At 70.8% G+C, this 12,307-nt stretch carries 9 protein-coding genes and 1 pseudogene; 9 read left to right on the top strand and 1 reads right to left on the bottom strand.

Annotated elements, in window-relative coordinates:
* Positions 1–698: 698 nt before the first annotated feature.
* The 7 genes from ACFY93_RS32185 to ACFY93_RS32155 all read left to right on the top strand — a co-directional run bounded on the left by ACFY93_RS32185 (position 699) and on the right by ACFY93_RS32155 (position 9,758).
* A complete protein-coding gene (locus ACFY93_RS32185; protein ID WP_391365444.1) occupies positions 699–1,130 on the top strand; it encodes a hypothetical protein in 432 nt (143 codons plus the stop codon).
* A 25-nt stretch (positions 1,131–1,155) separates the two neighbouring features.
* The gene (locus tag ACFY93_RS32180; protein ID WP_391365443.1) at positions 1,156–1,947 is read left to right on the top strand and encodes an ATP-binding cassette domain-containing protein; all 792 of its coding nucleotides are present in this window, start codon (positions 1,156–1,158) and stop codon (positions 1,945–1,947) included.
* Positions 1,948–2,015: 68 nt separating this feature from the next.
* Positions 2,016–4,505: an FtsX-like permease family protein gene (locus ACFY93_RS32175; protein ID WP_391365442.1), complete on the top strand. Its 2,490-nt coding sequence runs from the start codon at positions 2,016–2,018 to the stop codon at positions 4,503–4,505.
* A gap of 1,021 nt (positions 4,506–5,526) precedes the next feature.
* Positions 5,527–6,258 carry a DJ-1/PfpI family protein gene (locus ACFY93_RS32170; protein ID WP_391365441.1) on the top strand — a complete coding sequence of 244 codons (732 nt, stop codon included), beginning with the start codon at positions 5,527–5,529 and terminating at the stop codon, positions 6,256–6,258.
* Between the two features lie 463 nt (positions 6,259–6,721).
* Entirely contained in the window at positions 6,722–6,955 is a 234-nt protein-coding gene (locus tag ACFY93_RS32165; RefSeq protein WP_391365440.1) for a hypothetical protein, read from the top strand.
* An 11-nt stretch (positions 6,956–6,966) separates the two neighbouring features.
* Positions 6,967–9,246 carry a heavy metal translocating P-type ATPase gene (locus tag ACFY93_RS32160; RefSeq protein WP_391365439.1) on the top strand — a complete coding sequence of 760 codons (2,280 nt, stop codon included), beginning with the start codon at positions 6,967–6,969 and terminating at the stop codon, positions 9,244–9,246.
* Complete coding sequence (locus ACFY93_RS32155; protein WP_391365438.1) at positions 9,243–9,758, top strand: copper chaperone PCu(A)C; 516 nt, start codon at positions 9,243–9,245, stop codon at positions 9,756–9,758. The genes ACFY93_RS32160 and ACFY93_RS32155 overlap by 4 nt, the downstream gene beginning before the upstream one ends.
* Positions 9,759–10,083: 325 nt before the next feature.
* On the opposite strand, the gene ACFY93_RS32150 is transcribed toward ACFY93_RS32155, so the two are convergent.
* The gene (locus ACFY93_RS32150; protein WP_391365437.1) at positions 10,084–10,707 is read right to left on the bottom strand and encodes a TetR family transcriptional regulator; all 624 of its coding nucleotides are present in this window, start codon (positions 10,705–10,707) and stop codon (positions 10,084–10,086) included.
* 84 nt (positions 10,708–10,791) lie between these two features.
* Between ACFY93_RS32150 and ACFY93_RS32145 the strand changes: the two genes are divergently transcribed.
* Positions 10,792–11,235: an SRPBCC family protein gene (locus tag ACFY93_RS32145; RefSeq protein ID WP_391365436.1), complete on the top strand. Its 444-nt coding sequence runs from the start codon at positions 10,792–10,794 to the stop codon at positions 11,233–11,235.
* Between the two features lie 656 nt (positions 11,236–11,891).
* Positions 11,892–12,307 (top strand): annotated as a pseudogene (locus ACFY93_RS32140) (citramalate synthase); the annotation flags it as partial.

The raw sequence follows: 12,307 nt of genomic DNA, 5'->3' as shown, positions 1-12,307 counted from the left end.
GCAACGCGCCCTGATCGACCGACGGCTACAAGCTTCAGGGCAGCTGCGTGTCCATCCGGGGTGGGGAACTGCTGGGCTCAGACCGAGCGGGAGTGTGTTCTGCCGTGCGCGGGTGAGTGCCCGCGGTCGTGGTCAGGGGGTGTGCCGCCGTGCGGAGCAGCGTCTCCCCCCGCGTCGGGCGCCGTTGTGGAGCTGGGTGTGTCCGGCGTCGCCGGGGCTGCGCGCGCCCCCGTCGGCGCCACCCCTGTCACCGTCAGTACCGCTATCACGGTGACCCATGCTTTCCGGCCACGTAGCAAGGATCTCTCCTCAACCCTGCTCCAGGGCGCGTCCGTTGTGGTGGTCCGTCCCAACTCGGACGCTTCCTCGGACATCGAGGTGGAGCCGGACCTATGGGTTGCCTCCGCAGACGGATGTGGGAGCAGCGGGTGTACGTGATGCGAAGGTCCGCGCCCGGGATGTCATCGACGACCGGGGCGGGGCACCGCCGGCCTCCGCATGTCCGTGATGTGGCCGGCCTACTCCGTGAGGTGCAGATGCGGCACCGGTGCTGCCCCCAGGGGCGGAGGTGATGTCCCGACTGACGGGGCAGGTCCCCGACGTTGGAATTCGGGTCGGTGGCCGATGTGCGGGAGTGCTCCACACCTCAGGATTCTCACTGTCGCCGTCCGGCGGCCGAGAACTTCAGGGAGGACAAGATGGATACCTCGCCCGCTCCGACGGCTCGCAGGCGGAACCGGATCATCGTCGGCGCGATAGTGGCAGCCCTCGCCACAGGACTGGTCGCGGGTGCGAGCTATTGGTGGAACGAGCGGGGCCGTCCCAGCCAGGCCTCTGCCGCGGACTGCCGGCTGGCTCAACGCATCGCCACCGAGGCACGGAAGATCGCTTCGGGTCCCGCGGCCGACGCCAAGACCTGGGTGCGGAAGACCGCCACCGAGCGCCGTCGTGAGATGAAGGACGGGTACCTCAGCTTCAGAGTCGCCCAGTACGAGGAGTGGGCGCTCCTGACCGCCCGGAAATCCCCCGACGCACCGTCCGCCAAGGACGTACATGAGTATCAGGACAAGGCACGAGAACACTGTGCGCAGTCCGGTGTCACCGTTGACATGCGACCGCTCGGCTCCTGACACCCGAACGCGAGGACCACCGCCCATGAACGCGCACACCGAGGCCTCCGCCGAGCCGCCCGCCTCCCTCACCTCCCCCGCACGCGGGCACGGGGACGACGTCATCACCGCCTCCGCCGTGGTCAAGACCTACGGCCGGGGCACGACCGAGGTCCGGGCACTGGACGGGGTGTCCGCCGGCATCCCACGCGCTCGGTTCACCGCCGTCGTCGGCCCGTCCGGATCGGGCAAGTCGACCCTGATGCACTGCATGGCTGGGCTCGACACCGTCACCTCGGGCAGCATCGTCCTGGACGGAGTGGAGATCACGGGGCTGTCCGACCGGGCACTGACCCGGTTGCGCCGGGATCGCATCGGCTTCGTTTTCCAGTCCTTCAACCTGCTTCCCCAACTGACCGCCCTGGAGAACATCGTTCTGCCCGTCACCATGGCCGGTGGGCGTCCGGACCGGGAGTTGGTCGATCATCTCGTCGAAGTCCTCGGACTCGCGGACCGGTTGTCACACCGTCCGGCCGAACTGTCCGGCGGACAGCAACAGCGGGTGGCTGTGGCACGGGCGCTGGTGGCCCGCCCTGCCGTGGTGTTCGCCGACGAACCCACCGGCAACCTCGACTCCCGGGCCGGCGCCGAGGTTCTGTCGTTCCTGCGGCGGTCCGTCGACGACCTCGGCCAGTCGGTCGTGATGGTCACCCACGACACGGCCGCCGCGCGCTACGCGGACCAGGTGCTGACACTCGCGGACGGCTCCGTCGTGGACCTCTCCAGCCCGGACGCGGCTCCCACCGCCGGACGCCTCCCGGACGGGAGCCGTCCATGAGGACCCCGTGGCGCGCCACTGTCATGGGGTCCCAGGTCACCGAGCTGCTCCGTCGGCCCGGAAGATCCATGGCGACCGGCATCTCCCTGCTGATCGCGGCTTTCGCCGTCTTCGGAGCCGTCATGGCCCAGCAGATCCTCTCCGCGACCGTCGTCGAACGGTTCCGCGGAACGCCCGACGCGGTATCACTGGTGGTCACGTCGAAATCCGAGAACGGTATCGACGACGCCGGGCTCCACGCGATCCGGAAGCTGCCGTCGGTCGCCGAGGCGGTCGCCCGGGTCGACGACGGTGCCCCGCTGGGCGGCAGCGCCGTCGAGCGCTACGTGCGTCTTTCCGCCGACCCGGGCAAGGGTCCGCTGTCGACGGTCCGCCTGGTCAAGGGCTCCTACCCCGACGGTCGCCGACGGCTCGCCGTCAACGAGGAGGCGGCCCGGAACTACGGGCTCGCACCGGGGACCCCGCTCACCCTGCTGGTCCCCGATCCCCGCGACGCCGAGCGCACCCGGCCGGTGACGGTCGAGGTCAGCGGCGTCGTGCGCGGCACGACCACCGACGCCGGACAGCCGACGGCATACACCACCGGACCCCAACTCGTCCGCATCCTGAGCCTGCCGGGCTACGTCCGGGTCGATGTCCGTACCGACTCCGGCAGTGCCTTCCCGGATGTCGCGGAGCAGATCCGGCGGGCGGTGCCCGGAGCGGAGGTGCGGCCGGCGGACGAGGTGCGGGAACAAGAGGCCCGTGAGGCGGTCGCGGAGGCCCGTGATCTGCTGGACCTGGTCTCGGTCTTTCTTCCCGTCGCCATCGGCGCGGCCGTTCTCGTCGCCACCTCCACCTTCCGCATCGTCTTCGCCCGCCGCGTACGCCAACTGGCGCTGCTGCGCGCCATCGGGGCGACCTCGCGGCAGCTGGCCACCGCTCTCGTCGCCGAGGGAGCGGCGGTCGGTCTGCTCGCCGGCACGGCCGGGGTCCTGGCGGCCTGGAGCTGCGGCCGACTCGTTCCCACGGTGGCCGCACGATTCGGACACCATGTGTCCGGTTCCGCCTCTTTCCCCTGGCAACCTGCCGCCCTGACCGTTCTCGGCACCGGTCTGCTGGCGGTCCTTGCTGTGCTGGCGCCGTCCCTGACCGCGTCGCGGGTCTCTCCCCTGCACGCCCTGAGGATCGCCGCGTCCGGTGACGGCCGGCCGGCCGTCAGAACCGGCCGGGTCCTGACAGGGCTGCTGTGTGCCGCCGCGGCCGTGGCCCTGGCCCGGCGCCAGTACACCGGTCTGCCGGAGCCGGGGGACGGTGACTACGACCGGTTCGCCGCCCTGATCGTGGTGGCGTTCTCGGGCGGACTGGCCTTCCTGTCCCTGGTCACCCTCGGTCCGTACCTGGTCCGTCCCGTTCTGTCGGCCGTCTCCGTGCCGTTGCGCCGTCTCGGCGCGGTCGGCCGTCTCGCGGTCGCGGGGGTCGGGGGCGCGCCGGCCCGGGCGGCCGCCGTCTCGGTCGTCGTGGCCCTGGGCGTCTGTCTGATCGGCACCACCCTGGTCTGCCTCTCCTCGTTGAACGCCTACGACCGATATCAGCGGGCGGTCTCGGCGGCGGCCGACTTCTCGTTGACCGACAGAGAAGGCGAACCGCTGCCCCCCGGGCTGGTCACGGCCCTGAAGTCGCGCCCCGAGCTGACCGGTGTGACCGCCTTCCGGACGGCGGAGTCCTCCAGAGGCAGAGGCCGTGACACCGTCACAGTCGCCGACCTCGGCCCCGGCGCCGTACGCTCCGGTGGAGCACTGACCGCCCGTACGGGATCACTCGACCGGCTGGGGCCTTCCCGGGTCGTCGTCGACGCCGACTACGCCTACTCCCTCGATGTACGGGCGGGCGACCGGGTGACTCTCACGATCGAGGGACACTCCGTCGACTTCACCGTCGCGGCGACGCTGCCGGGAGCCGGGCCCTACGGGGCGCAGGTTCTCATGACCACCGGGGACCTCACCCGTATGGGAGTGGATGCCGCCCCGACCGAGGTCATCGCCAACGCGGCAGAGGGCGGCGCCCAGGGGCGGGCGCGCGCGCAACGCGCCTTCGCCGATGTGGTGGACGGCCCCGAGGGCGGCGGCCGGATCACAGCCGAAGGCCTGGGCGGGCCGGAGGACGGTTCGGACGACCTGCGGACGGTGGCCACGACAGTGATCCTGCTGCTGGGGCTGACCGTCGTCGTCGCCGTCGCCGGAGTCGCGACCACGGCGAGTCTCACCGTGGTCGAACGCAGGCGTGAGTTCGGCCTGTTGCGGGCCCTCGGGCTCGGCGCTTCGGCCGTGCACCGCACGGTCACCCTGGAGTGCGCGCTTCATGGAGTGCTGGGCGGTGTCCTCGGTCTCGCCCTCGGACTGCCGTATGCCTGGCTGGTGGTGCGTGTCGCTGAGGTGAGCGCCCCGTTCAGGGTGCCCGTCGGGCAGCTCGCGGTGGTCTTCACCGGTCTCATCGTGCTGACCGCCGGAGCAGGGATGCTGCCGGCACTCCGGGCATCGCGCACCTCCCCGGTCACCGCCGTCGCTCACGCCGATTAGGTCCTGTCCGGCGGATCGAGTCGCAGGAGGCCGACGGCGGCTGGTCGACGCCGGTGAGCGGGGTGTGGTGCGTGCGGCCGCAAGGCGGAGGAAGGCGTCGACGCGGAGCGTCGGCAACCGACGACAACGCCGCAGATGTGCGTGCCACACCCCGCGTCTGCGGCATGATCCGCCGGACAGGACCTAAGGGCTGTCCGGAGACCGCCCCGGTCCATGGCGGGGCCCATCCGGCCGCACGACCTCACCTGTCATGGCGTCCGCTGTTCCGGACGAGCGCCCGGTGCTCCTCGCGCCCTGCGGCCTGCACGTGCGGCGGGTGCGGGCGGCACTCCATCGAACGGGCCACTACAGCGAGGGCACACCGGGCGTGCCTTCCCGCCCCTCCCCCACCGCTCGGTATCACCGGACCCGACGGGCTTTCCACACAGTCCGGCGGCGGTGCGTAGTCAGGGTATGAGCACTTCTCACTCCGTGACCTCGCCCCCGGACCCCGGCGGCCGCCCGCGACAACCCCCGCGGTCATAGCCCCCGGCTTCTCAGGTTCACGGCCGCGGTGCGCCGGGTCCCTCACACGACCGCGGCCCTCGCCGGGGTGTGCGTCGTCACCGCCGCATGCCTGTACGTGGGCCCCCCGGCCGAACTCGTCGGCCGTGGCAGGCTGGTGACCATCGTGCACGAGTGGTCCGGTGTCGCGATGTTCCTTCCCGTGCTGATGGGGCCGGCGTCCCGGGCGCTGCGCTCGGACCTCACCCTCCATAGCTTCGTTGCCGGCCGGCCGGCGTCCCGGAGGGTTCCGCCCGCCCGTACCGTGGTGCAGGCGCGGCGGCCGGGCGACGCTGCGCGGCGCTTCCCGCTTTCCGGTGTCGTCGGCGGCCCTCTCGATGATCAGGCCCGACGGCATGCAGTCGGTGAGTACTGCCTGGCCGGCTCATCCGTGCCACATGAGCGGAACCAAGCGCCCTCCCCGCACGACTACCTGGACGCCCAGCGCACGAAGCCATCAACGAAGAGAGTCACCGGCATGCCCGAAGCGAACCGCAGGGACGCCCTGTCGTCCGGTGCGGCCCTGGCCGCCACCGGTGCCGCCACCGCACCCGCGGCGGCGATGGCCGTCTCCCCACCGCAGGAACAGAGGCCTCATCCGCTACGTGTCCACGTCGTCGTCTTCGACGGGGTGGAGGAGCTGGATGTGTTCGGGCCCCTCCAGGTCTTCGGCGCGACGGCCGCCATGGGCTTCCCGGTCACCCACCGGCTCGTCACGAGCGGCCCTCCCGGACCGGTCTCCGCCCGCTTCGGCACACGGATCGAGGTGCCGGACGCGTTCGATGCCGCGGAAGCCGATGTGATCGTGGTGCCCGGCGGTGGCTACCGCCTCCGCAACGGTCCCGGCATCTGGGCGGAGCTCAAGGACGGGCGCCTTCCCCGCCTGCTGCGCGAGGCGGCGGCGGACGAACGGCTGACCCTGTACGGACTGTGCACCGGAGTGGTCCTGCTTCATGAGGCAGGCGTGATCAGGAACCGGCCGTGCACCACGCACACCGGCGCCAAGCAGTATCTGAGGGACCAGGGAGCGGACGTGCGCGACGCACGCGTCACCGACGACGGCAACCTGGTCTGCGCGGGTGGTGTCAGCGCGGGCGTCGACGGGGCCCTGCGTCTGATGGAGCGCGAGTTCGGCTCCGAGGCGGCAGCGAGGACCGAACGCTATCTGGAGTTCGAGCGCAGGGGCACCGTCCTGGTCACCTCAGGATAGACCGGCCCCGCTGCCGGCCCGGCGGTCTCGACGTCTCTTCTACGAGGGCGTCCCAGCCGGCTACGGCACCGGGCGGGCCCCAGACGCCCCGTAGCGCGGTCAGCACCGGACTGCCCCGGATCCGCTGAGAGAGCCGGCGCCTGCGGGCGGACCGTCCCGCCACCCCTGCCGAGGGCGCGGCCGAGACGACCGTGGGGCACTGCGAGCGGGACACAGCTCCCGTCCACGTCAGCCCCTGCGGCACCTGAGTTCCGGTGGACAGCCGTCGTTCCCATCGCCCTCGGCTCTTTCAACGCCGGCGCCGGGAGCCGCGTATACCCCGCGTGACCAACACGTCGTCGCAGGGAGCGGGAACGCCCGCGCCACTCGTCCCGTGGGAACTCACGCCTCACACACACCGACTCCTCACACGATACGGCTGATCACACTCGACGCCGTACGAGCGCGACCAGGAGAACCCGTGATGACCGACCCCCGCCAGAAGCCCCTCTCGGGGGGCGCGCTGGAACGAACGGCAGGGCCCCCGCCGATCCTGTACGGCTTCCTTCTCATGCTGGTCCTGATCTTCGCCGTCTCCTACGGCGTCGGCTCGGCCGCCGGTCCGGTGTCGCCGGGCATGTCCGGCACCAGCACCGGGGGCACACCGCCGGGCGGCGGTGGGCAGGTGCAGGACACCGACATGGGCGGAATGGGCTGAGGGGGACAGCGATGGACGCCGAATCAGTGACCTCCGAAACCCTGACCACCGACCTGGCCGTCGGCGGCATGACCTGCGCGGCCTGTGTGAACCGCGTGGAGAAGAAGCTCGGCAAGCTGGAAGGGGTTACGGCGAGCGTCAACCTGGCGACCGGCCGTGCCCGTGTCGAGCACCCGCCGGACGTCGGCGCCGAGGAACTCATCGCGGCCGTGGTCAAGGCGGGTTACACCGCCGAGCTGCCGCGACCGCCCCGCGCGCCGCACAGCGAGGGCGACGGCGAGGGGAGCACAGGCACCGACGGGGCCGAGGCCCCTCGGCAGGACCGCGACCGGCTCCTGGTCACCGCGCTGCTGGCCGTGCCCGTCCTCGTGGTCTCCATGGTGCCCGCCCTGCAGTTCCGCAACTGGCAGTGGCTGTGCTTCACACTCACCGCTCCGGTCGTCTTCTGGAGCGCGTGGCCGTTCCACGTGCGGGCTCTGCGCGGGATGAGGCACTCGTCGGCGACCATGGACACCCTGGTGTCGCTGGGCGTGATCGCCTCCTTCTCGTGGTCGACGTACGCCCTGTTCCTGGGCGGTGCCGGGGAGCCGGGCATGGAGATGGCCTTCTCCCTCGTCCCCGGAGCCTCCACGGACATCCCGGCGATCTATCTCGAGGCGACGGTGAGCGTCCCGTTGTTCGTGCTGGCCGGGCGCTTCCTGGAGGCGCGGGCCAGACACGGGACCGGTGCGGCGCTCCGGTCGCTGGCGCAGCTGACGGCGAAGGAGGTCTCGCTTCACGAGAACGGTGTCGAACGCCCGATCCGCATCGAGGACCTGACGGTCGGTCAGGTCTTCATGGTGCGACCCGGTGAACGGGTCGCCACCGACGGCGAGGTCGTACAAGGCAGTTCCGCCGTGGATCTGTCCCTGGTCACCGGCGAGAGCGAGCCGGTCGAGGTGGCACCGGGCTCGGCCGTGGTCGGCGGCGCCGTCAACGCCGGCGGGCTGCTGCTCGTACGGGCCACCGCGGTCGGCGCCGACACCCAGCTCGCCCGGATCGCGCAGCTGGTGACCGACGCCCAGGCAGGCAAGGCGAAGGCCCAGCGCCTGGCCGACACCGTCGCCGGGTTCTTCGTCCCGGTGGTGATGGCCCTGGCCGTGACCACGCTGGGTTTCTGGCTCGGCGCCGGGGCCGACGCCCAGCCGGCCGTCACCGCGTGCGTCGCCGTCCTGGTCGTGGCCTGCCCCTGTGCCCTCGGCCTGGCCACGCCCACCGCGCTCATGGCCGCCACCGGCCGCGGTGCCCAGATCGGTGTCCTCGTCAGGGGCCCGCAGGCCCTGGAAGGCCTCCAGCATCTCGACGCGGTCGTGCTGGACAAGACCGGTACCCTCACCTCCGGGCACATGAGCGTGGCCCGGGTGACGACGGTCCCCGACGGACCCGACGAAGCCGCGGTGCTGCGCCTGGCCGGCGCGGTCGAGCAGGGCTCGGAGCATCCGCTGGGCCGGGCGATCGCCGCGTACGCCCGCCGGGAGCCGACGGAACAGCGCCTGCCCGAGGTGCATGACTTCCGTGCCCTGACCGGGCGGGGAGTGTCCGGCCGGGTGGAGGGCATCCGGGTGGAGGTCCTGGCGCCCGGCGACGACCTGCCGCGCCCGCTGGCCGACGCGCTGACGGCGGCCGAGACCGCGGCCCGCACCCCGGTGCTGGTACGCGTGGACGGCGTGGACCAGGCCCTGATCGAGGTGGGGGACGTCGTACGGCCCGGCAGCTACCGGGCCGTGGACCGGCTCCGGCGTCTCGGTGTACGCCCGGTGCTCGCCACCGGTGACCGCGAGGCGCCCGCACGGGCGGTGGCGGACGCCCTCGGCATCGACGACGTGCACGCCCGCCGCAGTCCCGAGGACAAGGCGCGTCTCGTCGAAGATCTACGGGAGCAGGGCTACCGGGTCGCCGTCGTCGGAGACGGCGTGAACGACGCCGCGGCACTCGCCGGCGCCGACCTGGGCATCGCCATGGGCAGTGGCACCGATGTGGCCATCACCGCCGCCGACGTGACGCTCGCCCGCGGCAACATCGACGCCCTCGCGGACTCGGTGGAGCTCGCACGGCGCACCCTGGGCACGATCCGCCTCAACCTCGTCTGGGCGTTCGGCTACAACGTCGTGACGGTGCCGCTCGCCATGGTCGGGCTGCTGAACCCCATGGTGGCCGCCGCGACGATGTCCGTGAGCTCCCTGCTGGTGGTCGGCAACAGTCTGCGGCTGCGCGCCTGGCAGCCATCAGCTTCACGGAGGCGTGTGCGATGACCGGTTCTCTCTGGCGGATCGACCGCCGTCGGCTGGCCGACACCGCGCTGGCCGCGCTCGCACCCGTCGTCGCATGCGGCGTGGCCCTGGGCGGGCTGACCGCGTGGGTCGGCACGGGCGGCGCGGGCCGCCCGGCGTCCCGGATCAACGTGTCGTACGGCCGTGTTCTGCTGCCGTTCGGTGATACGAGGGAGACCTCCGCGTACTTCGACGTTTCCAACTCCGGTGAGGCGGACGACCGGCTGGTCGCGGTGACCTACACGGGCAGGCAGGCCGAGATCAGCCGCCACACCGAGGCGGGCCGCGGGGCCGCCACCAAAACAACATTGGACTCGACGGAAGTCCCCGCCGGTACCAGGCTGTCGATGTCACCCCACGGGGTGGACGTGACGCTGCGCGCCCAATCCGGCTGGCGCCCGGGTGACCTGGTCCGCTTCACGCTGCGCTTCGAGCGCGGCGGGACGGTCGACGCCCTCGCGGTGGTGACACGACCGGGCAAGTCGGGTTTCTGAGCGTCGCGTGGAGTTCCGGCGATCCACGGCCCTCGGTGCGGATCGACGCCGGGTAGCGCTCGGACAGGTCGACGTCGGCACGGCACCGCGCAGCGACTCAGACCAGAAGGGGAGCGACCGAGAAATCTTCGGTCGCTGCTTCAGGCTTCGGAGATACCGCAGGTCAGATGTGTCTTGGATACCAGAACAGCGACTGAAGCGACTGAAGTCGGACGGAACCGGTGTCAGCGGCTTCGACTACCCTTCCCGCCCCAGCGCGTGTCGCGGCCATGAGCTCATAGAAGCGCTGCGGAGACCTCAAGCGGGAAGTAGACGGCACCACCCTTCACACGCCTCGGGCGATGCTGCGGGAAGCCGCCAGGCCGGTGCCGACGTGGTCCAGCATCGTGTGCACCGCGGCGATCCTGTCCGCGGCGGGTCGGTCGGTGTTCCAGTAGTGGACACCGGTCCCGAGGGTGGTCACCGCGACGTTGATCAAGAGCATGATCTCCGGCTCGGACAGGTGGGAATGGCGCGCGAGCGCCCAGGTGCGCAGGTCGGCCACCAGCCGTTGGGTCATCGGACGAGCCGACCGTGTCAGGGTGGGTGAGCCGGCCTTGAGACGCAGGTGCACGACGATCTGCGGTTCGAACTCGTCGAGGTAGCCGAGGATGATCGCCACCAACGACTCCCACAGCGGCTCGTTCGCCGGCCGTTGCTCCATCAGACGGCGCTGAGCCTCGGCCTCGTGCGCACCGTAGGTGACGACGACCGCTTCCTTGCTTTCGAAGTAGTTGAAAAAGGTCCCACGCGCGACGTTGGCCGCGGCGGCGATCTCGTCGACGGTGACGGCGTCGAACCCGCGCTCCTCGAACATGGCCAGGGCTGTCGCGCGGATCGTCCGCCAGGTCAGTGCCTTCTTACTGGCACGCAACCCGACCTCGCGCGAGTGGTCGGCTTCGGTGTTCACGCCGCCAGCATAGCCGCCGTCCAGTAGGAATTTGAACTGACTTCATATTTGTACCTGGTGCAAAGACAGGTTACGTTGCTTGGCATGCGAACGATCGAAACAGTTGTGGACATGGGAGCGAGCCCGCAACGAGTGTGGGATGTGCTCACCGACTTTCCGCGCTATCCGATGTGGACGACGTACATCCAGGAGCTCGACGGACGTGCCGAAGTCGGCAACCGGCTGCGGCTCGTCATCGGGCCGCCCGACCGGAAGCCTTACGTCCTGGACGTACCCGTCCTTGAGGCGACGCCGGGTGTCAGGCTGGCGTGGGCAGCCGTGATTCCTGGCGCAGCCTGGTTGCCCCATGCGATCTTCACCGGTGTCCACGAATTCGTGCTCGCGGACTTGCCCGGCGGTGGGACAAGGCTGACTCACCGGGAGGCCTTCAGCGGGCTGCTGGCCCGGCTTTCCAAGGAAGGGCCGCGTGGAGGCGACACGGGGTTCGAAGCCTTCAATCAGGCGCTGAAACGCCGCGCGGAGTCATGATTTCCCATTCCACCTCCCGCCGGTCGTAACTGGGCGGAGCGGTGGTTCAGCAGGCTCCGAGGTCGTCCCAGGCGCCGGTGGTGCCGGGCTCCTCGCCCGTCACCCGCTGCCTTGGCACGCCAGGTGCGGCCGACCACGGGAGGCGCCGCCGGTGTAGACGGCCTGGAAGTTCCCGAGCGCCGCGACGCAGTCGCCCGCTCGTCGCCGATGTTGACGTCGATGCGGGAGTAGAAGGCGTTGGCGGTGTCCGCGGCGTTCCAGACGGCGAGTGAACCGCCCCGGGTCAGGTGGAGGCTCGATTCCATGTAGGGATTGAGTCATGGCCGCGACGTGCGCGAATCGCTCACCACCGTCGCTCGACCCCGCTCGGCAGAGGCGCCTGACCCCGTGAATCCTCCGGGGCAGGTCGGCACGTTCCATATAGTGAGATCACTGGTCCGGCCACGAGCCCGGCGTGCCAGAATTCCCGTGTGCTGTGCCGACTCATTATCAGCGGCGGCGTGCCGGCAACGAGATGACCGGGAGGAGACCCCTCCCGGCGGCTCACCGCCCGCACGCAGACCTCTCGCGCTCCGCGAGGGGTCTTTTTGCTTTCCGCCACCCCAGAAACCTGCTCATCCCCTCGGCCCACAGGCCCGGCAGACAGGAACACGGACATGGTTCACGACTCCTTCCACGTCTTCGACACGACACTCCACGACGGTGCCCGGCGTGAGGGCATCAACCTCACCGTCACGGACAAGCTGGCCATCGCACGGCACCTGGACGAGCTCGGCGTGGGCTTCGTCGAAGGCGGCCGGCCCGGCGCGAACCCGCGGGACACCGAGTTCTTCGCCCGCGCCCAGCAGGAGGTCGAGTTCCAGCACGCCCAGTTGGTCGCCCTCGGCGCCACTCGTCGCCCCGGCGGCACCGCTGCTGAGGACCTGCAGGTCAGAGCACTGCTCGACTCCGGTGCACCGGTGATCACCCTGGTCGCGAAGTCGCACGACCGGCACGTCGAGCTCGCCCTGCGCACCACCCTCGACGAGAACCTGGAGATGGTCCGCGACACCGTCTCCCACCTCGTCTCCCA

This window comes from Streptomyces sp. NPDC008313, assembly GCF_042956125.1.
Taxonomy (GTDB): domain Bacteria; phylum Actinomycetota; class Actinomycetes; order Streptomycetales; family Streptomycetaceae; genus Streptomyces.
The sequence above is the reverse complement of the archived record's forward strand: the minus strand, read 5'-3'. Positions and strand labels throughout refer to the sequence as shown.

Bases quoted from the DNA above. Each gene is read 5' to 3' on its own strand.
- ACFY93_RS32160 (WP_391365439.1), top strand. From the start codon at position 6,967: ATGGACGCCGAATCAGTGACCTCCGAAACCCTGACCACCGACCTGGCC.
- ACFY93_RS32185 (WP_391365444.1), top strand. From the start codon at position 699: ATGGATACCTCGCCCGCTCCGACGGCTCGCAGGCGGAACCGGATCATC.
- ACFY93_RS32155 (WP_391365438.1), top strand. From the start codon at position 9,243: ATGACCGGTTCTCTCTGGCGGATCGACCGCCGTCGGCTGGCCGACACC.
- ACFY93_RS32175 (WP_391365442.1), top strand. From the start codon at position 2,016: ATGGCGACCGGCATCTCCCTGCTGATCGCGGCTTTCGCCGTCTTCGGA.
- ACFY93_RS32145 (WP_391365436.1), top strand. From the start codon at position 10,792: ATGCGAACGATCGAAACAGTTGTGGACATGGGAGCGAGCCCGCAACGA.
- ACFY93_RS32170 (WP_391365441.1), top strand. From the start codon at position 5,527: ATGCCCGAAGCGAACCGCAGGGACGCCCTGTCGTCCGGTGCGGCCCTG.
- ACFY93_RS32165 (WP_391365440.1), top strand. From the start codon at position 6,722: ATGACCGACCCCCGCCAGAAGCCCCTCTCGGGGGGCGCGCTGGAACGA.
- ACFY93_RS32180 (WP_391365443.1), top strand. From the start codon at position 1,156: ATGAACGCGCACACCGAGGCCTCCGCCGAGCCGCCCGCCTCCCTCACC.